The sequence below is a fragment of the Streptomyces sp. DSM 118878 genome (assembly GCF_052936595.1).
On sequence record NZ_CP193622.1, the window covers coordinates 3,650,597 to 3,670,057 of the forward strand.

At 70.7% G+C, this 19,461-nt stretch carries 20 protein-coding genes; 11 read left to right on the plus strand and 9 right to left on the minus strand.

Annotation, left to right across the window (positions count from 1 at the left end; translation table 11 throughout):
• Positions 1-35: 35 nt before the first annotated feature.
• Entirely contained in the window at positions 36-947 is a 912-nt protein-coding gene (locus ACRAKF_RS15990) for a hypothetical protein (protein WP_447037844.1), read from the minus strand.
• 266 nt (positions 948-1,213) lie between these two features.
• Between ACRAKF_RS15990 and ACRAKF_RS15995 the strand changes: the two genes are divergently transcribed.
• Positions 1,214-2,650 carry an FG-GAP-like repeat-containing protein gene (locus ACRAKF_RS15995; protein ID WP_447037845.1) on the plus strand — a complete coding sequence of 479 codons (1,437 nt, stop codon included), beginning with the start codon at positions 1,214-1,216 and terminating at the stop codon, positions 2,648-2,650.
• 9 nt (positions 2,651-2,659) lie between these two features.
• On the opposite strand, the gene ACRAKF_RS16000 is transcribed toward ACRAKF_RS15995, so the two are convergent.
• Positions 2,660-3,166 carry a hypothetical protein gene (locus ACRAKF_RS16000; protein ID WP_447037846.1) on the minus strand — a complete coding sequence of 169 codons (507 nt, stop codon included), beginning with the start codon at positions 3,164-3,166 and terminating at the stop codon, positions 2,660-2,662.
• 105 nt (positions 3,167-3,271) lie between these two features.
• Positions 3,272-4,888, minus strand: coding sequence for a family 20 glycosylhydrolase (locus ACRAKF_RS16005; RefSeq protein WP_447037847.1), 1,617 nt, complete (start codon positions 4,886-4,888; stop codon positions 3,272-3,274).
• Between the two features lie 488 nt (positions 4,889-5,376).
• Here ACRAKF_RS16005 and ACRAKF_RS16010 point away from each other — a divergent pair, with 488 nt between their 5' ends.
• The 8 genes from ACRAKF_RS16010 (at position 5,377) to ACRAKF_RS16045 (ending at position 12,047) form a co-directional block, all read left to right on the plus strand.
• Positions 5,377-6,018, plus strand: a complete 642-nt coding sequence (locus ACRAKF_RS16010; protein WP_447042001.1) for a 2-oxo-4-hydroxy-4-carboxy-5-ureidoimidazoline decarboxylase — start codon at positions 5,377-5,379, stop codon at positions 6,016-6,018.
• A gap of 170 nt (positions 6,019-6,188) precedes the next feature.
• Complete coding sequence (gene sdhC, locus ACRAKF_RS16015; protein WP_076684883.1) at positions 6,189-6,569, plus strand: succinate dehydrogenase, cytochrome b556 subunit; 381 nt, start codon at positions 6,189-6,191, stop codon at positions 6,567-6,569.
• 8 nt (positions 6,570-6,577) lie between these two features.
• Entirely contained in the window at positions 6,578-7,081 is a 504-nt protein-coding gene (locus tag ACRAKF_RS16020) for a succinate dehydrogenase hydrophobic membrane anchor subunit (protein WP_447037849.1), read from the plus strand.
• Positions 7,082-7,097: 16 nt separating this feature from the next.
• A complete protein-coding gene (gene sdhA, locus ACRAKF_RS16025) occupies positions 7,098-8,852 on the plus strand; it encodes a succinate dehydrogenase flavoprotein subunit (protein WP_447037850.1) in 1,755 nt (584 codons plus the stop codon).
• A complete protein-coding gene (locus ACRAKF_RS16030; protein ID WP_447037851.1) occupies positions 8,852-9,622 on the plus strand; it encodes a succinate dehydrogenase iron-sulfur subunit in 771 nt (256 codons plus the stop codon). Before sdhA ends, ACRAKF_RS16030 begins: the two co-directional genes overlap by 1 nt.
• Before the next feature lie 151 nt (positions 9,623-9,773).
• Positions 9,774-10,427 carry a hypothetical protein gene (locus ACRAKF_RS16035; RefSeq protein WP_447037852.1) on the plus strand — a complete coding sequence of 218 codons (654 nt, stop codon included), beginning with the start codon at positions 9,774-9,776 and terminating at the stop codon, positions 10,425-10,427.
• A complete protein-coding gene (locus ACRAKF_RS16040; RefSeq protein ID WP_447037853.1) occupies positions 10,424-11,488 on the plus strand; it encodes a hypothetical protein in 1,065 nt (354 codons plus the stop codon). Before ACRAKF_RS16035 ends, ACRAKF_RS16040 begins: the two co-directional genes overlap by 4 nt.
• 112 nt (positions 11,489-11,600) lie before the next feature.
• On the plus strand, positions 11,601-12,047 hold the full coding sequence (locus tag ACRAKF_RS16045) for a VOC family protein (protein ID WP_447037854.1): 447 nt from the start codon (positions 11,601-11,603) through the stop codon (positions 12,045-12,047).
• A gap of 20 nt (positions 12,048-12,067) precedes the next feature.
• Here ACRAKF_RS16045 and ACRAKF_RS16050 read toward each other — a convergent pair whose 3' ends face one another.
• Both ACRAKF_RS16050 and ACRAKF_RS16055 read right to left on the minus strand, forming a co-directional pair.
• Positions 12,068-13,402 (minus strand): metallophosphoesterase, encoded by a 1,335-nt coding sequence (locus ACRAKF_RS16050; RefSeq protein ID WP_447037855.1) that lies wholly within the window; start codon positions 13,400-13,402, stop codon positions 12,068-12,070.
• Positions 13,403-13,404: 2 nt separating this feature from the next.
• Positions 13,405-13,647: an SCO4848 family membrane protein gene (locus ACRAKF_RS16055; RefSeq protein WP_447037856.1), complete on the minus strand. Its 243-nt coding sequence runs from the start codon at positions 13,645-13,647 to the stop codon at positions 13,405-13,407.
• On the opposite strand from ACRAKF_RS16055, the gene ACRAKF_RS16060 reads away from it, so the two are divergent.
• On the plus strand, positions 13,646-15,010 hold the full coding sequence (locus ACRAKF_RS16060; RefSeq protein ID WP_447037857.1) for a D-alanyl-D-alanine carboxypeptidase family protein: 1,365 nt from the start codon (positions 13,646-13,648) through the stop codon (positions 15,008-15,010). The two genes, ACRAKF_RS16055 and ACRAKF_RS16060, sit on opposite strands and share 2 nt — an antisense overlap.
• On the opposite strand, the gene ACRAKF_RS16065 is transcribed toward ACRAKF_RS16060, so the two are convergent.
• From ACRAKF_RS16065 to ACRAKF_RS16080, 4 genes are all read right to left on the minus strand, one after another.
• Entirely contained in the window at positions 14,955-15,854 is a 900-nt protein-coding gene (locus tag ACRAKF_RS16065) for a YihY/virulence factor BrkB family protein (RefSeq protein WP_447037858.1), read from the minus strand. The genes ACRAKF_RS16060 and ACRAKF_RS16065 overlap by 56 nt on opposite strands.
• Positions 15,842-16,297 carry a GtrA family protein gene (locus ACRAKF_RS16070; RefSeq protein ID WP_447042003.1) on the minus strand — a complete coding sequence of 152 codons (456 nt, stop codon included), beginning with the start codon at positions 16,295-16,297 and terminating at the stop codon, positions 15,842-15,844. The genes ACRAKF_RS16065 and ACRAKF_RS16070 overlap by 13 nt, the downstream gene beginning before the upstream one ends.
• 71 nt (positions 16,298-16,368) lie before the next feature.
• Positions 16,369-17,310, minus strand: a complete 942-nt coding sequence (locus tag ACRAKF_RS16075; RefSeq protein ID WP_447042005.1) for a decaprenyl-phosphate phosphoribosyltransferase — start codon at positions 17,308-17,310, stop codon at positions 16,369-16,371.
• Between the two features lie 34 nt (positions 17,311-17,344).
• Complete coding sequence (locus ACRAKF_RS16080) at positions 17,345-17,866, minus strand: phosphatase PAP2 family protein (RefSeq protein ID WP_447037859.1); 522 nt, start codon at positions 17,864-17,866, stop codon at positions 17,345-17,347.
• A gap of 192 nt (positions 17,867-18,058) precedes the next feature.
• On the opposite strand from ACRAKF_RS16080, the gene ACRAKF_RS16085 reads away from it, so the two are divergent.
• Positions 18,059-19,438, plus strand: coding sequence for an FAD-binding protein (locus ACRAKF_RS16085; RefSeq protein ID WP_447037861.1), 1,380 nt, complete (start codon positions 18,059-18,061; stop codon positions 19,436-19,438).
• Positions 19,439-19,461 lie beyond the last annotated feature (23 nt).

Genomic DNA, 19,461 nt, shown 5'->3' on the forward strand with positions numbered 1-19,461 from the left:
CGCCCGGGGCGCCCAAAGCATCAGACCTCGATGAGTCAGACCTCGAAGAGCCCGCCGTCGCCGCGGATCTGGGAGATGTCGATGGTCAGCGCCGCCGCCGGGGCCTGCGCGGCGACCGGCTCGTCGTACGCGGACATCCGCAGCTTCATGCTCCGGCCGCCTTCCTCCATCCCCTCGACGCCGAGGATGTACGGCTTGCCGGACGCGGCCACGTAGACCGTCGTCTCCTCGCCGCGCCCGTCGCCCGCGTCGTCCTCGGTCTCCACGAGGGGCGTGACGCCGCGGCCGTAGCGCCGGGTCTCGGGCATGGCCCGGATGACGTCGTCCGCCTCGGGGCCACCGACGATCGTGTCGGTCAGCTTGTCGAGGTCGCACTTCATCCCCGGTACGGCCGCTCCCCCGCCCGCTCCCTCACTCGCTTCCGCGGGCATCTTCAGGTACTTGCCGCGCGCGAGCTCCGTCCGCTCCCTGATGATGGCCGCCCCGTTGGGCCTCCGCCGCTCGGCCAGCTCCCGGATCGCGTCGAGCGAGGCGTCGGAGAAACGTACGTACGCGGCCTCCCCCGCGACCACGATGAGTTCGCCGCGCTGCATGGGGCCCGCGTCGAAGGTGCCCGTGCAGTTGCTGTCGCGGTCCATGTGCAGCGTGACCTTCTGGTGGCCCTTCGGGGTCACCATGTCGACGCCGATGCGCACGGTGTCCGCGGTGCGGAGCAACTCCATGCCCTCCGCGGCGAGTTCCTTGCCGCGCACCTCGTCGGCGGACGTGGCCTCCGCCGTGGTGGCGGGCGTGGCTTCGTCCAGCGTGCCGCCGGAGTACGTCACCTTGCCGTCCGCGCCGCACGCCGTGAGCGTGGTCGCCGCCGCTCCCAGGGCGAGGGTGAGCGCGACCGCGCGCGGCCACCGCCCACGCATCGCAGCCGACCGGCCGTTCACACGCTGTGCCACCTGATCCCCCGCCCGAATCCCCGGATTCCACCCGTCGTGCCGCGGCACAACTGTCACATGACTCAGCGTGGGGGCCGGACGCGCCGTCACACCTGCGGCGTGCGGGATACGTCACTCGACAAAAGTCCGCCGCGAGTACAACCCTTTGCCCCCTCGGTCAGTCGTACGATCTCGCTTGGTTTTTACCTGTTATTCACTAAGGGGTGGGGTACTTGAGCCCGCGCAAACCGCGTGAAAAGGCGCATAGCGCGCATGCGTACAGGCCGTTGAGTCTGCGGCGCAGGACGTGGCTGACGATCGGTGCCGTCGTGCTCGGGGGCGCGGGCGCGGTGCCGTGCACGACGGCCATGGTTCCCGTCGCCTTCGCGGCCGAGGAGGAGGCCCCCGAGGCCGGCGACGGTGACTACAACGGCGACGGCATCACCGACCTGATCGCCGCCACCCCGAAGGCTTCGAGCAGCCGCGGCCGCGTCACGGTCGTCCCCGGCGGCCTCGACGGCCCGGTGGGCGGTTCGAAGATCTCCCTGACGCAGACCAGCACCGGTGTCCCCGGCGTCTCCGAGGCCGGGGACGAGTGGGGCGCCGCGACCGCCTGGGGCGACCTGAACGGCGACGGCCACGCGGACCTCGTCATCGGCGCCCCCGGCGAGGACGACTCCTCGCACAAGGACCGCGGCGCGGTCACCATGCTGTACGGCCCGACGTTCCGGACGGGCACGGACATGCAGCTCTCGGCAGACTTCCACTACCCCGGCGCCAGGTTCGGCTCGGCGGTCGCGTCCGGCGACTTCAACGCCGACGGCAAGGACGACGTCTTCTCGGTGGCGACCGGCACGGGCGGCTCGTGGGCCGCGCGGCTCGACCCCGACCACGAGTCGGGCGGCAGCCTCACCCCGGGCGACACGGCGATCGCGTATCCCGACGCCGCGTCCGGCGACTTCAACCGCGACGGCTACGCGGACGTCGCGCTGACCTACCGCGACCAGGCGGGCAAGGGCAAGGTCGCCTGGTTCCGGGGCGGCCGCTCCGGGCTGAGCCGGGCCGGCGTGATCTCCGTGCCGGGCGGCCGCTCGGTCGCCGTGGGCGACGTCAACGGCAACGGCTACGACGACCTGGTCATCGGCCAGCCGTACACCGCCGAGTCCGGCGCGCACGCGGGCGGCCAGGTGACGGTGGTCCCCGGCACGTCGACGGGCTTCACCACGACGGGCATGAAGACGGTCCACCAGGCGACGTCCGGTGTGCCGGGCGCCGCGGAGGCGGGCGACGCGATGGGCTGGTCGGTCGCGGCGGGCGACTACAACAACGACGGTTACGCGGACGTCCTGACCGGCGCCCCGAACGAGGACATCACCCGCTCCGACAAGGACCGCAAGGACGCGGGCACTTCCCTCCTCCTGAAGGGCACCGCCTCCGGCCTCACCGGTACCGGCGCGAAGGCCTTCTCGCAGGACGAGCCCGGCGTCCCCGGCTCCACGGAGTCGGGCGACCGGCTCGGCACCTCGGCCACCCTGGCGGACCTCACGGGCGACGGCCGCGCGGACCTCGCGATCGGCGTCGAGGGCGAGGACTCGGCCGACGGCACGATCCTCCAACTGGACAGCACCAGCTCGGGCGTCCCGGGTTCGAGCGGCGTCTACTACGGACGTACGTCGCTGGGAACCCCGGCCGGGGCGAAGCTCGGCCAGGCCCTGACGCCGTAGCCGCGGGCGTTACTGCGGCACGACGCCGAGCCGGTCGAGGAAGCGGAAGAAGAGTTCCTCCGCCGACGGCTCGGCGTCGGCGTTCAGTACGTCGAGGAGCGGGGTCGCCCGTACCGTCCTGCCCGACTCGGCGGCCCACGCGACCGCGCGCTGGGCGGCGTCGCGCGGTTCGAGGAAGTAGTCCTCCACGGTCAGGCCGCTGTCGGCGAGGTAGCCCGCCATGGCGTCGCGGGCCAGGCACGTGGTCCATGCCCCGCTCTCCGGTGCCGCGGCCTCGACGACCACGCAGTCGCTGTCCATCACGTAGCCGAAGAGGGCGGGCGCGCCGGTCTCCAGGGCGAGGGCGTTCATGTTGCCCACGTCGCGCCCGTCCTCGCCGCCCGGCACCTCCCAGACCTGCCAGCCGTCGGGCCGCTGGACCAGGAGGGCCAGTTCGTCCCGTACGCCCTCCATCGCCGCGAACTCCACGAGCGGCCGCTCGCTCTTGCCCACGACGTAGTAACCCCAGTAACCCATGTCGCGTCCCCCCGCAGTGCTCCGTGCCGTTCTGGGCCGAATACACCACAGACGTACGCGATCTCGCTACTGGTAGCGGGAAACTGCGGGCCGGGGCGGCGGCGGTTACCGGACCGTACCGGCGAGTTTCGCGAAGTCGTTCCAGGACAGCGCGGGTTTTCTGGGGTCCCACAGCTTCTGGACGGTCGCCGCGAGCGGCATGCGGATGCCCTGCGCGACCTGTTCCTGCGTCTGCGATCCGGCCAGGTCGCACCAGACCGCGAACGAAGCGCCGAGGATCTGGTCGTCGTACTTCTCGCTCACCGGGCTCGTGCCGCGGATCACCCGCGGGGTCCAGCTCTCGTATATCCGCTGCCCGGTCGGATAGCGGAAGTCGTTGGGCTGGCCGAGCACGTAGTACAGGTACTCGTCGTTGTAGTTGGTGAGCTTGCGGCCGGCCCGCAGGTATTCGTCGGGCTCGCGCGCGCCGATCTCCTTGCCGGTCCAGTACGCGACCTCCAGGTCGTCGGCCGCCTGGGTCTCGCCGCCCCGGAAGAAGCCGTCGTTCCAGGCCTTGAGCTTCTTGTCGAGCGGGCGCACCGCGTCCGCGCGGTCGTTGAGCCAGCCCGTCGTGAGGTCCTGCACGCGGGCGTTCGGCCCGTACCGCTCGCGGGCGGCGGCGGCGAGCTGCGGGAACGAGGCCTCGGGGTCCCGGACCGTCAGGGCGAGGTACTCGTCGGCGCCGAGATGCCAGTAGGCGCCGGGGAAGAGCTTGCCGTACTCCTTGAGCAGGTCGTCGACGATGCGCCCGGCCTCCGGCTTCGATATGTCGACGGCTCCCTTGGTGGCGGTGCCCTGGACGTTCTTGAGCTGGAGGGAGGGGTGGGCACGGATGACGGCGCCGAGGTGGCCCGGCGAGTCGATCTCCGGCACGACGGTGATGTGCCGGCTCTCGGCCAGCTTCAGGATGCGGCGGACCTGGTCCTTGGTGAGGTGGTCGGACGACACGATCTCGGGGTGCGAGTCCGACTCGATGCGGAAGGCCTGGTCGTCGGAGAAGTGCAGACCGAGCTGGTTGTACTTGAGGTCGCCGAGCTCGCGGATCCGGTCCTCGATCCACGAGGCGTCGAAGTGCTTGCGGGCGATGTCGATCATGAAGCCCCGCTGCGGCTTGGCGGGCCGGTCGCGCACGACACCCTCGGGGGCCGTCCCGCCGCCCTTCACCGCTTGCTTGAGGGTGCGGGTGCCGTAGAACACGCCTGCCTGGTCCGGGGCGGTGATCCGTACCGTCCGTCCCTCGACGGACAGGGTGTACGACTCGCGGCCTGCGCTCCGCGAATCCTTCGCGTCCTTGTCGATCCGTAGTTCCACGTCGCCCTCGCGGGGCTTCTCGTCCCCCGCGTACCGGAGCTTCAGCTCACCGGCGAGCAGGCGGCCCTCGTCCGCCAGGCCGTCGTCGCCCGTGACCACGCGGCCCTTGCCGTCGGGGCGCCAGCCGGGGCCGCGGGCCGGGGTGTGCTCCCGTACGGCGGGGATGGTGGCCGGGGCCTCGGAGAGCGCGTGGCTCTTGCCGGGCCCCGGGGTCTCCTTCGGGCTCGGCGCCGCCGCGGACTTGCCCGCCGAGGGCCGGTTCTCCGGGGCGGAGGCACCGCCGGGCCACAGGGCGACGGTCAGCGCGGCGGCGACTCCGGCGGCCGTGACACCCCCGGCCACGAGGGGGCCGCGCCGCGGGCCGGGGCTCACCGCTCACTCCCGGGGGCGCCGGGGCGGGGCCGTCCCCGCGGGGGCGGGGATATGTACTCGGACATGTACTCGGACATGTACTCGGACATGTACTCGGGCATGTACTCGGATATGTACTCGCCCTCGTCCTGCCGGACGCGGGCCCGTCGCGCGCCGCCTCGCCGCTGAGCGGCATCGCAGGCACCAGAAGTCACAGACATCGCACCAGAAGTCACAGACATGCCAACCACGCTACGGCGCGTCGGCGCGGCTCACCCGTCCCACCGGGAAACCACCCGAGGGGTCCGGGGCCCCCGCGGGCCCCGAGACCCCGAGATTCCGACGCCCCCTCCACGCCACCCCGACCACCCAACGTCCAAACCACAAGACGAAACTCCCCCATTCAGGTGAAATTCACTGGGCAGTCCGACACCTTCAGCCCACGCTCGCTAGCGTGACCACCGACTCCCGCACCCCGTCCCCGACCGCCCCCTGCCCAGGAGCGCCCGCTGTCCCCGTACCGTCCTCCTCGACTCCCCGGTGACGTATCCCACGTCGCCCCTGTCGTCACGCCGGATCAGCTCAACTCCGCCGACCCGGACGTCGCGGAAGCCGCCCTCCTGACCTGCTGCGGCAGCCGCCGCTGGGCGCGTCGTGTCGCCGCCCACCGGCCCTACCCCGACCTCGACGCGCTGCTCGCCGCCTCCGACGAAGCGTCGTACGACCTGCCGCCCTCCCATCTCGTGGAGGCGCTGACCTGCGAGCCCCTCGATCCGGGCGTTCCCGGGCAGAGCGCGCCGCACGGCACGTACGGTGCCGCGGACACCGCCCTGCGCGCCGCCCACGCCGCGTACGAGAGTCGATTCGGACACGCGTTCGTCATCTGTCTCGACGACGTCGCCCCCGGCGAGGCCCTCGACCACCTGCTCTCCGGCATCCGGTCACGCCTCGGCAACGATCCGGAGGAGGAGCGCGTCGTGGCCGCGGACGAGCTGCGCCGCCTCATCCGGGGCCGGCTCACCCGCCTCGTGCGCTCCACGGCCACCACAACCTGCGACGACGCCGGAAACACGGGGCCCGGGGCCACAGGACACGCCCAACGCCCGGCCTGCCCGCAATCGCGGCCTGATAGCCCGTACGTGCCTGTTTGACTGCCTGTTTGATCACACCTGTGGACCCGGGGCAAGGTCGCCGACAACTCGTCGATACGATGACGAGCGGCCGGTGGACCGTACCCGGCCGGGCTCGACCGACAAACTGTGTGTCTAATCGGCAAAAAGTTGGCGGCCGGCCCCAATCCCCGCTCCCGGAGGGTTCTGCCGTGCCGGCTGGAACGCTGTATCGCGGCAGGGAAGGAATGTGGTCCTGGGTGGCTCATCGAGTCACCGGCGTCCTCATCTTCTTCTTCCTGTTCGTGCATGTGCTCGACACCGCTCTCGTCCGCGTCTCCCCTGAGGCGTACGACGATGTCGTCAGCACCTACAAGACGCCCCTCGTCGCACTCCTCGAGTACGGCCTGGTCGCCGCCATCCTCTTCCACGCCCTCAACGGCCTGCGCGTCATCGCCGTCGACTTCTGGTCGAAGGGTCCCCGCTACCAGAAGCAGATGCTCTGGACCGTTGTCGGCATCTGGGTCGTCCTGATGGTCGGGGCGCTCTACCCCGTCCTGGGCCACGCCGTCCGCGAAGTCTTCGGGAGCTGAGGCCAGACATGTCTTCTGACACCACGCTTGAGAAGTCCGGCTCGTCCGGTACGTCCGGAGTCGGCCCCGTCGAAGGAGCCTCGCTCTACGACGTCGACAACCCGGCCCCGGTCATCGAGCCGCCCCGCAAGCGCACGACCAAGACCCCGCGCTCGACCCGTGGCAACTTCGAGATGGCCGCATGGCTCTTCATGCGCCTCTCCGGTGTCGTCCTGGTCGTCCTCGTCCTCGGCCACCTGCTGATCCAGCTCGTGCTGGACGGCGGCGTCTCCAAGATCGGCTTCGCGTTCGTCGCGGGCCGCTGGGCGTCCCCGTTCTGGCAGGTCTGGGACCTGCTGATGCTGTGGCTCGCGATGCTGCACGGCGCCAACGGCCTGCGCACGGTCATCAACGACTACGCCGAGCGGCCGAACACGCGTCTGTGGCTCAAGGGCCTGCTGTACACCGCCACGGTGTTCACCATCCTTCTGGGCACGCTGGTGATCTTCACCTTCGACCCGAACATCCGCTAAAGCCGAGGCGACCCCAGTGAAGATTCACAAGTACGACACCGTCATCGTCGGCGCGGGCGGCGCCGGCATGCGCGCCGCCATCGAGGCGACGAAGCGCAGCCGCACCGCCGTGCTCACCAAGCTGTACCCCACCCGCTCCCACACGGGCGCCGCGCAGGGCGGCATGGCCGCCGCGCTCGCCAACGTGGAGGAGGACAACTGGGAGTGGCACACCTTCGACACGGTCAAGGGCGGCGACTACCTGGTCGACCAGGACGCCGCCGAGATCCTGGCGAAGGAGGCCATCGACGCGGTCCTCGACCTGGAGAAGATGGGCCTCCCGTTCAACCGCACGCCGGACGGGACGATCGACCAGCGCCGCTTCGGCGGTCACACCCGTAACCACGGCGAGGCCGCCGTGCGCCGGTCCTGCTACGCGGCCGACCGCACCGGCCACATGATCCTCCAGACGCTCTACCAGAACTGCGTCAAGGAGGGCGTGGAGTTCTTCAACGAGTTCTACGTCCTCGACCAGCTCATCGTCGAGGTCGACGGGGTCAAGAAGAGCGCGGGCGTCGTCGCGTACGAGCTGGCGACCGGCGAGATCCACATCTTCCAGGCCAAGGCCGTGATCTACGCGTCCGGCGGCACCGGCAAGTTCTTCAAGGTGACGTCCAACGCGCACACGCTCACCGGTGACGGCCAGGCGGCCTGCTACCGGCGCGGGCTGCCGCTGGAGGACATGGAGTTCTTCCAGTTCCACCCGACCGGCATCTGGCGCATGGGCATCCTACTGACGGAGGGCGCCCGCGGTGAGGGCGGCATCCTCCGCAACAAGGACGGCGAGCGCTTCATGGAGAAGTACGCGCCGGTCATGAAGGACCTCGCGTCCCGTGACGTCGTCTCGCGCTCCATCTACACGGAGATCCGTGAGGGCCGCGGCTGCGGTCCCGAGGGCGACCACGTCTACCTCGACCTCACGCACCTCCCGCCGGAGCAGCTCGACGCCAAGCTCCCGGACATCACGGAGTTCGCGCGCACCTACCTCGGCATCGAGCCCTACACGGACCCGATCCCGATCCAGCCGACCGCGCACTACGCCATGGGCGGCATCCCGACCAACGTCGAGGGTGAGGTCCTCGCGGACAACACCACCGTCGTCCCGGGCCTGTACGCGGCGGGCGAGGTGGCCTGTGTCTCGGTGCACGGCGCCAACCGCCTGGGCACCAACTCGCTCCTGGACATCAACGTCTTCGGCAAGCGCGCGGGCATCGCCGCCGCCGAGTACTCCGCGAAGAACGACTTCGTCGAGCTGCCGGAGAACCCCGAGAGCCTCGTCGTCTCCCTCGTCGAGCAGCTGCGCGACGCCAAGGGCAACGAGCGGGTCTCCGTGCTCCGCACCGAGCTCCAGGAGACCATGGACGCCAACGTCATGGTGTTCCGCACGGAGCAGACGATCAAGACGGCCGTGGAGAAGATCGCCGAACTCCGCGCCCGCTACAAGAACGTCTCGATCCAGGACAAGGGCAAGCGCTTCAACACCGACCTCCTCGAGGCCGTCGAGCTGGGCAACCTGCTCGACCTGGCCGAGGTCATGGCGCAGTCGGCGCTCGCCCGCAAGGAGTCGCGCGGCGGTCACTACCGCGAGGACTTCCCCACCCGCGACGACGTCAATTTCATGCGCCACACCATGGCGTACCGCGAGGTCGGCGACGACGGCACAGAGACGATCCGTCTCGACTACAAGCCGGTCGTCCAGACCCGCTACCAGCCGATGGAGCGTAAGTACTGATGGCTACCCCGACCCTCACGAAGGAAGACGCCAAGCCCGAGGCGGGCTTCGCCGACTCCCCGTACATCACGGTCACCTTCCGCATCCGCCGCTTCAACCCCGAGGTCTCGGCGGACGCGGTCTGGGAAGACTTCCAGATGGAGATCGACCCCAAGGAGCGCGTCCTCGACGGCCTCCACAAGATCAAGTGGGAGCAGGACGGCACGCTCACGTTCCGCCGCTCCTGCGCGCACGGCATCTGCGGTTCCGACGCCATGCGGATCAACGGCAAGAACCGGCTGGCCTGCAAGACCCTGATCAAGGACATCAACCCGTCCAAGCCGATCACGGTCGAGCCCATCAAGGGGCTGACGGTCCTGAAGGACCTGGTCGTCGACATGGACCCGTTCTTCCAGGCCTACCGCGACGTCATGCCGTTCCTGGTGACGACGGGCAACGAGCCGACGCGCGAGCGCCTCCAGTCCGCCGAGGACCGCGAGCGCTTCGACGACACCACCAAGTGCATCCTGTGCGCGGCGTGCACGTCGTCGTGCCCGGTGTTCTGGAACGACGGCCAGTACTTCGGCCCGGCCGCGATCGTGAACGCGCACCGCTTCATCTTCGACAGCCGTGACGAGGCGGGCGAGCAGCGCCTGGAGATCCTGAACGACAAGGACGGCGTGTGGCGTTGCCGCACGACGTTCAACTGCACGGACGCGTGCCCGCGTGGCATCGAGGTCACGAAGGCGATCCAGGAAGTGAAGCGCGCGCTGATCACCCGCCGCTACTGATCCTGCTTCCTCCCGTACGTCCCATGGGCCCCGCTCCTCTTGGAGCGGGGCCCATGTGCGTGCGCGACGCCCGCGGTTATAGCTTTGATCCGCTCACGTCCCTCCCACGGGCTGTCCGTCCCCCCACGTTCTTACCTCTCTGGAGTCCCGAGTGAAGCACCCTCTCCGCCTCATGACGGCCGCGCTGACCGTTTCCGCGGCCCTGCTGTTGACCTCGTGCGGCTCGGGGGGCGGCGACGACGACGCCTCCGACGGGATCAAGGGGGCGGACGAGGGGGGTGCCAAGGCTTCCGCCTCGCCTTCCCCCGGCAAGAAGCCGGGCGACTCCGACCGACCGGAGATCAAGCTGCCGGCCACGTTCAAGGCCGACTTCGTCGGCTGGACGAACAGTGATCCGAAGTTGCAGCAGATCCTGGACGACGGCAGGGAGCGTCTGCGGGCGGAGTACGCGGCCGTCATCGCGGCAGACCCGCAGGCCGACGCGGTCGGCTTCTACACCTCGCAGCAGGCGCTGACGTCGTCCCGGACGTACATCAAGGGGTACGTGGACAACAACCACACACTGGTCGGCGAGGCCAGGGTGTTCAGCCCGCAGGTGAGCACGTCCGACTCCGGCGGCGGCGTGCTCTTCTACTGCGTTGACGAGAGCAAGGGCTACACCGAGGACCGCAAGACCAAGGAGAAGACCGGCACCCCTGACGACGTGAACCCGGTCCTCCAGTACCGCACCACCCTGAAGAGGAACTCCAAGGGTGTCTGGAGCACCGTTTCGCTCGAGACGGAGCGCGGAGGGTGCGACAAGTGAGGAAGTCGCTGAAGAGGTCGCTTCCCGTGCTGGCCACGATGCTTCTCGCCCTCGGCGCCTGCCCCACCGCGGCACACGCTTTCGGCGAGGACGAGGACCACCCGCCGACGGGCCCGTCCGGCAACGCCTCCGGCAACACGCTCACCGCCGGAGTCGGTACCAACGTCAAGGTCGAGCAGGTCAGCGGCAACAAGGGCGGCTCCTCGACCAAGCCCGTCGTGGCGGTGGACCCGAACTGGAAGCCGCCGTCGTGCTGGTACGAGCCCGTGGCCACTCCCGAGCAGCTCAAGAACAGCGTGGAGAGCCTCAAGAAGGGCGGCGAACTGGTGCATGTCACGCCGTCGCTCAGCTGGGGCGAGGACCTCATGGTGAACCACTATGAGAAGGGCAAGACCCAGTCCGACGGCGCCGAGGGCTACAAGAACTTCAACATCGGCAAGGACGGGAAGTTCTGGCGCGGAGTCATGAACCCCGACGTCAAGGACACCATCGAGGCACGCCAGTGCGAGACGAACCTCTTCTGGCAGGACGCCGACACCATCCCGAACATCAAGAACGCCCCGACGCCGGAGATCCTGGCCGGTTACGCGTACAACAAGATCAAGGTCCCCGACACCAAGGTCGAGATCAAGCCGCAGGGCAAGTCGACCGTGAACCTGCCCACCTGGATCTGGCTGGACAAGGGCAAGTTCGAGCCGGTCAAGGTACGTGCCGAACTGCCCCACACGAACCTCTGGGCAGAGACCACCGCCAAACCCGTGAGCCTCCACCTGGACCCCGGCACGGCGGACGCCGAGACGTTTCCCGCCGACGGCGAATGCGCGGTCAACGAGGACGGCAGCATCGGCACCCCGTACACGAAGGGCTCCTCGAAGGAGGATCCGCCGTGCGGCGTCACGTACCTGCGGGCCACCGGCGGTGAGCCGTACCGGCTCAAGGCGTCCATCACCTGGGAGATCACCTGGGAAGGCACCGGCAACGCGGGCGGCGACCTGCCGGACGGCACCTTCGAGGGGACCCAGGACATCGGCGTCCAGGAGATCCAGTCCATCAACCGGTGACGGCCGCGCCGGACGGCGCCCGTGCCGCCGGACGGCCGAAGATGACGCCGCCCGGCGGCACGGCTCTCGCGCGCCTGCGTCCGCGCGCCGCTCGCCGCCCTACGCTGACGGAATGTCAGACAACCAGTCCGTCGGCCTGTCCGTTGACCGGTCCGCGGAGCCGTCCACCGCACTGCTCGGCTTCGACAACGTCCTGTTCCCCGTCGGCGACCTCGGTGAGGCCGTCGGGTTCTACGAGCGGGCCGGCTTCCCCGTCGCCTTCCGGCTCGACGACCTCGGGCTCGCGATCCTGAAGGTGGGCAAGGAGACGCCCGGCGTGCTGCTCCGCCTGGAGGACGGGATCGTCCCCCGTACGCCGCTGTGGCCCTCGCCCCGGCTCTGGCTGGAGGTCCCGGACGCCCGCGCGAAGGGGCGGGCCCTCGCGGACGCGGGCATCGTGCTCCTCGCCGAACCGTTCTCCGTGGCCACCGGGTGGACCGTGGAGATCGCCGACCCGTGGGGCAACGTCGTCGGCTTCACGGACTACCTCAAGCGGCCCGAGCTGGCCCGCACCTCCTGAGAGCCCGTGTCATCACCCCGTCAGGCGTGCCGTGAGGCCAGTTCGACGACCGTGATGTCCGAGGGGGCCCCGACCCGTACCGGCGGGCCCCACGCGCCCGCGCCGCGGCTCACGTAGAGCTGTGTGTCGCCGTACCGTTCCAGGCCCGCGAGCGTCGGGTTCGCGAGGTCCGCGATGAGGTTGCCCGGCCAGAGCTGGCCGCCGTGGGTGTGGCCCGAGAGCTGGAGGTCCACGCCGTGCTCGACGGCGTCGTGGATCACGATGGGCTGGTGTGCCAGCAGCACCGAGGCCCGCTCGCGGTCCCGGTCGCCGAGCGCCGCGGCGAAGTCGGGGCCCGCGCCCTCGTCCTCCCCGGCCACGTCGTCGACGCCCGCGAGGTCGAAGCCGGGCAGTTCGGTACGGGCGTTGCGCAGCGGGCGCAGGCCCAGTTCGCGTACGTGGTCGACCCAGTCCTCGGCCCCGGAGAAGTACTCGTGGTTGCCGGTGACGAAGTACGAGCCGTGGCGCGCCCGCAGGCCTGCGAGCGGCGCCGCGGCCGGGCCGAGGTTCTCGACGCTGCCGTCCACCAGGTCGCCGACCACGGCGATCAGATCGGGCTGCGTGGCGTTGATCGTGTCGACCACGCGCTGCGTGAATCCGCGGCCGAGGATCGGGCCCAGGTGGATGTCGCTGACCACGGCGATCCGGAACCCGTGCGCGGCCCGCGGCAGTTTGGCCAGCGGGACGGTGATCCGCTTCACCTTGGGGCCGCTGAGCACGTTGTACGCCCCGTACCCGACGGTCCCCACGGCGGCCGCTGCCGCCGCGCCCCCGACGATCCGGGAGACGAAGAGACGGCGGGAGGGGGCGGACGGGGCGGACGACACCGGTCGCTCGGGCGCGGATCGCTCGGACGCCGGTTCCTCCGGTACGGGCTCCCCGGCAGCGCGCTCCCCTGAGGGCGGCTTCAGGGAAGCGGAAGCAGCCCCCGCGGCTATGGGCTCCTGCGCGGCGGCAGGCTCCCGCTCGGGTGGCGCCTCGCTGTTCCCGTGAGCCGCCCGCTCCATCCAGCGGCGCAGCAACGGACGCACCAACTCACCCACGAGCAGCGCGAGCAGCAGGTACAGCGACAGGGCCAGCCACAGGAAGCCGGGCCAGGCCACCACCCGTTGCAGCAGGAAGGGCGCTCCGGCCCGCCCGGCCATCAGGGCGGCGAGCGTCAGCACCGGGGCGACGACGAACAGCACCGTGCCGGACCGGCGGGCGAGCCCGGGCCCCGCGGTGGTGTCCCGCACCAGGCGGCGCCACGCGTACCAGTGGAGGGCCGCGAAGGCGGCGAGGACGAGAAGGCCCACGAGGACCGTGACGATGATCATGGCTATGACGTTCTCCGCAGAGCACGGACTCCACGGAACCCGATGGTCCCTACCGCCGTCCCCAAGACAAAGGAGACAACGGCAAGCGTCAGGTGCACCCAGAAGTATCCGGTCGGGTTGTCCGCGTCGTCGAAGGCGAGCCCGCTGCCGTCCTTCCACAGGTTCTTGACGAAAGTGATCCAGATGAACCAGCTCCACACCCCGAAGGCGAGCAGGAACCATGAGACAGGGCGGCTGAGCTTCATGGCCTCAGTATCGCGATCCGTCCTGTCGAACAACCGCCGGGGTGGGGACGTCACGACGGAGCGCACCTCGGCGCGGGTCTCCACAGCGGGGCCCTGTACGTTCACATCCGTGTCTGCCTCCAAAAAAGCCGCCTTGCTGCTCGCTTCCGCGACCTTGCTGACCCTGTCGACCACGGCCCCCGCCTTCGCGGACGACAAGCCGGACGACAACGGGCAGCCGAAGCCGCCCTCCTCCATGTCGACGGTCGGCGGGGCGAAGCTCGGCAAGCCAGGCACCCAGGTTCAGCTCAAGCCGGGCGCCCCCGTGCTGCCCAAGGAGCTCTCCGGGCGCTCCTGGATGGTGTCGGACGCGGAGTCGGGCGAGGTCCTCGCCGCGCACAACGCGCACTGGCGGCTGCCTCCGGCGAGCACCCTGAAGATGCTGTTCGCGGACACGGTCCTGCCGAAGTTCCCCAAGAGCCAGAAGCACAAGGTCGCGCTCTCCGACCTGGCCGGGATCGGCGCGGGCAGCAGCCTGGTCGGCATCAAGGAGAACGAGACATACAGCGTCCACGACCTGTGGCTCGGCGTCTTCCTCCGCTCGGGCAACGACGCGGTGCGCGTCCTGGCCGCGATGAACGACGGCGTCGAGCAGACCGTCAAGGACATGCAGGAGCACGCCGAGGAGCTCCAGGCGCTCGACACGCACGTCGTCTCGCCCGACGGCTACGACGAGAAGGGGCAGGTCTCCTCCGCGTACGACCTGACGCTGTTCGCCCGGTCGGGGCTCCAGAAGAAGGACTTCCGCGAGTACTGCGCGACGGCCACCGCCCAGTTCCCCGGTGAGACGAAGAAGATCACCAAGGGCAAGGACAAGGGCAAGACCAAGCGCGGGTCCTTCGGGATACAGAACACCAACCGGCTGCTCACCGGTGCCGACGGAGTCAGCCCGTACAAGGGCATCGCCGGCGTCAAGAACGGCACCACCACGAACGCGGGCAACACGTTCACCGGGGTCGCCGAGCGCGACGGCAAGGTCCTCCTCGTGACCGTCATGAACCCCTCCTCCGGGGAGCCTCACGCGCTCTACGCGGAGACCGCGCGCCTCTTCGACTGGGGCTTCGCGGCCGCGGACAAGGTCGAGCCCGTGGGTGAGCTCGTCGCGCCGAAGGGGGCGACCGGTTCGGGCAAGGGCGCTCCCGGCGGCAAGAGCGGCGGTGCCGCGGCGAACATGGCGCACGCCTCGGACAAGGGCGGCGGCGGCATGGGGGTCGCCCTCGCGGTGACGGGCGGCGTGGTCCTGGTGCTCGGTGCGGGCGCCTTCGTGCTCAGGCGCCGGATGCCGCTCCCGGGGCAGGCCGGCCGGCGGACTCCGCAGGACTGACGGAGCGCGTCGCCGTCCAGGCGGCGCAGAACAGCAGCAGCTTCGCCGTGAAGCTGATCCACAGGAGGAGCGCGACGGGCACGCCGAAGGCCCCGTACATGCTCTTCGAGGCGACGCCCTTCATGTAGCCGCCCAGGAGCAGCTTGAGCAGTTCGAAGCCGACGGCGCCGATCAGGGCGGCGGTGACGAGGTCGCGGCGGTGCGGCTGTACTCCGGGCAGCAGCGTCAGGACGTAGAGCAGCAGCAGGAAGTCCGCGAGGATGGCGATCGCGAACGCGATGACCTGGAGCAGCACGGCTCCCCAGCCGGTCTCGTCGATGCCGATGAGGCGGGCCGTCCAGCCGACGGCGACGGAGGCGAGGCCGGACGCGGCGAACGAGGCGAGGCCCGCGCCGCCGAGCCCGATGAGCACCACGGCGTCCTTGGCCTTGCGCAGGACGGGGTTCTCCTCGTCGTCCTCGCACTCCCAGACGGCGCGCAGGCACTCCCGCATGGAGCCGACCCAGCCGATGCCGGTGAAGAGCAGCAGGGCGCCCGCGATGAGACCGACCGTGCCCGCGTTGGCGACGAGGGCGTCCAGGTCCAGCTGGTCGGAGATGCCGGGCACCTGCTCGGCGAGCTTGTCCTTGAGGGTGTCCTGCTGCTGCGCGGAGAGGGTCGCCGCGGCGACGGCCGCGGCGACGGTGAGCAGCGGGAAGAGCGCCAGGAAGCTGATGAAGGTCATCGCGGCGGCGAGGCGTGTCCAGTGGACCTCGTCGAGCCGTTCGTAGGCGTGCCACGCGTGCGTGCGCATGCCCTTCGCCACCAGCGGCCCGATGCCGGGCAGTCTCTTCAGCCAGTCCATGACGCCTCCCTGCCTGCTTTCGCGCCCGGCGGCCCCGCCGTCTCGTCGGGGACCCGGAAGACCAGGGTTCGTGTACCCCAGAATCGCAGGACGGTGGCGAGGACCATGCCGATACCCGCCCCGGAGACGGTGTCGGCGCGCTGCGAGGTGAGGCCGAGGCCGTAGTGCGACACGGCGATGCAGAGCAGTTGGACGAGGGCGCCCGCGATGTTGACGGCGAAGAAGACGACGTACTGGCGCAGCCGTGACGCCCGGGCGGCCTTGCGCCGGTAGGTGCCGAGTGCGTTGCCCGCGTACGCCACGGAGCAGCCCGCGACGAAGGAGAGGGCCTTGGCGGTCAGCGGGTCGAGGCCCACGGGTCCGCGCAGCCAGATGAAGAGGCCGAGGTCGGCCGCGTAGGCGCAGACACCGGCGGCGGCGAAGCCGAGGAGCTCGGGACCCATCGCCCGCAGCCGCTCGCGCCGGGAGGGCCCGGCCCGCTTCTGGCCGGGTTCCGGCGGCCGGGTGGGCGGTGTCACCAGTCCGCGACCGCGAGGCCGTACATGGCCGCCCACACGAGGCCGATCACGGCCAGGGCCCGGTCGCGCAGGACGACGTCCTCCGGTTCGCCCGCGGTGCCCCGGTCGGCGAAGACGGCGTAGCGCAGGACCGCGAGGATGAAGGCCGTCACGGAGAGCTGACGCCAGGGCAGCGTGCCGCCGTCGGCGGTGCCGCCCTCCTCCATGGCCCACAGGCAGTACGCGAGGACGGCGACCCCGGCGGCGAGCTGCCATACGAAGCGCAGGTAGCCGGTGGTGTATTCGGTGAGCAACGCGCGCGTGGCGCCCGGTTTCCCGGAGGCCGCCGACATCTGGACGGCTTCGGAGTAGCGCTTGGCGGAGACCATGAAGAGCGCGCCGAAGCCGGTGGTGATCATGAACCACCGCGAGAGCGGGATGTCGAGCGCGAGGCCGCCGATCATGGCGCGCATCAGGAAGCCCGTGGTGACGATCGTGAGGTCGACGACGAGGACGTGCTTGAGGCTGACGCAGTAGGCGAGCTGCATGACGACGTACGCGGCCAGGAGCGCCGCGGTCAGCGGGGTGCACAGGACGGCGGCGGCGGTGGGCGCGAGGACGGCGAGGAGCCCGCCGGCCGCGTACGCGACGGGCACCGGCACCTGTCCGGCGGCCACCGGTCTGCGGCACTTGGTGGGGTGGGCGCGGTCGGCTTCCGCGTCCCGGGCGTCGTTGATCAGGTAGACGGCGGACGCGGCGGCCGTGAACAGCGTGAAGACGATGACGAGTTGGGCGGCCGCGTGGCGCGAGAACAGCTCGCCCGCCGCCGCGGGGGCGGCGACGACCAGGACGTTCTTCACCCACTGGCGGGGCCGCGCGGTCCTCAGGAGCCCCAGCGGCAAGCTGCTGGCGCCCGGCTGGGGCGGGCCCGGCCCCTCGATGACGTCCGGTCCGGGCATGCCCGCGGAACGCTCGGGTACGGCTGCGGAACGCTCAGGCACGGGTGCGGCCTCCGTTCATCCAGGTGGCTCCCAGGCGGGCGGTGAGCGCGCCGAGGGCCGCGCCCGCGGCCACGTCCGAGGGGTAGTGGACGCCGGCGACAAGACGGGAGACGCACACGGCGGCGGCGAGCGGCGGCACGAGCCGGGCCCCCGCGGGGCGCAGCGCGCCGTACGCGACGACGGCGGCGGCCGAGGACGTGGCGTGGGAGCTGGGGAAGGAGTGCCGGCCAGCGGTGCGCACGAGGGGCGGCACGCCGTCCGGGCTGTCCGGGCGCGGCCTGCGGACGATCCTCTTGAGGCCCATGCTCGCCACATGCGCGGCGGCGGTCAGCGCCGTGCCGCGCAGCCAGGCGCCGCGCCGCTCGCCGTCCACGGCGGCGCCCAGGAGCCCGGCGGCGATCCACAGGGCGCCGTGTTCACCGCCCCGGGACAGGGCGCGTGCGGCCGCCGCCACGCGCGGGTCGGTGCCGCAGTCGCGCAGGGCCGACAGCAACCGGTGGTCCATGTCGTGCATGTGGCCTCATTTTCGAAGACGTTCGACGACGTTCGATGGCTGGGCATCTCTTCATCTGGGCTGCTCAACTCTCCAAGGCGTCAGCCCGATTATGAGGTCAATACAGGGTGACACTCCCCTAATCACCCATTTCGGTGAGAGCATGGACGATTCTTGGCAAATCCCCTCCAGTCGGGCGCTACCGTCGTGGTCATGCCTGCCGACTCCCCCGCCCTGGCGCCCTTCGAAGCCGTCTCCGTCTCCGGCTGGGGGCGTACGGCCCCGACCACCGCGCGGCTGGTGAGACCCCGTACGCAGGAGGAGGCGGCGGCCGCCGTGCGCGACTGCGGGGAGCGCGGCGGCATCGCCAGGGGCCTGGGCCGGGCCTATGGGGACGCCGCGCAGAACGCGGGCGGCGACGTCTTCGACATGACGGGCCTCGACCGGGTCCACACCATCGACGCCGACGCGGGCACCGTCGTCTGCGACGCGGGCGTCTCGCTGCACCGCCTGATGGAAGTCCTGCTCCCCCTCGGCTGGTTCGTGCCCGTGACGCCCGGGACGCGCTACGTCACGGTCGGCGGGGCCATCGGCGCCGACATCCACGGCAAGAACCACCACGTCTCCGGCGCCTTCGCCCGCCATGTCCTCGCGATGGACCTGCTCACGGCCGACGGCACGGTCCGCACCGTCACGCCCGGCACGCCCCTCTTCGACGCGACGGCGGGCGGCATGGGCCTGACCGGTGTGATCCTGTCGGCGACCGTGCGGCTCCAGCCGGTCGAGACGTCCCTGATGAGCGTCGACACCGAACGCGCGACGGACCTCGACGACCTGATGGCCCGTCTCACCGCCACCGACGACCGCTACCGCTACTCGGTGGCCTGGATCGACCTCCTCGCCCGCGGCGCGGCCATGGGCCGCGCGGTCCTCACCCGCGGCGACCACGCCCCCCTTGACGCCCTCCCGGCACGGGCACGCGCGCGCAGGGCACCCCTCGCGTTCCGCCCCGGGCGGCTCCCCGCCGCGCCCTCCTTCGTCCCCGAAGGGCTCCTCGGCAGGACGTCGGTGGGCCTCTTCAACGAGCTCTGGTACCGCAAGGCGCCCCGCTGGCGCACCGGAGAGCTGATGAAGATCTCCACCTTCTTCCACCCCCTGGACGGCGTCCCGCACTGGAACCGCGTCTACGGCCGCGGCGGCTTCGTGCAGTACCAGTTCGTCGTCGGACACGGCCAGGAAGAGGCCCTGCGCCGCATCGCGCGCCGCATCTCCGAGCGCGGCTGCCCGTCCTTCCTCGCCGTCCTGAAGCGCTTCGGCGAGAGCGACCCGGGGTGGCTGTCCTTCCCGGTGCCCGGCTGGACGCTCGCGCTCGACATCCCGGCGAACCTGCCGGGGCTCGGCGCCTTCCTCGACGAGCTGGACGAGGAGGTGGCAGCCGCCGGCGGACGCGTCTACCTCGCCAAGGACGCACGGCTGCGGCCCGAGATGCTCGCCGCGATGTATCCACGGCTCGACGACTTCCGTGCCCTGCGGGCCGAGCTCGACCCACGCGGCGTGTTCCGCTCGGACCTCTCCCGCCGCCTCGCCCTCTAGGAGACCTCGCCCGCTAGGAGATC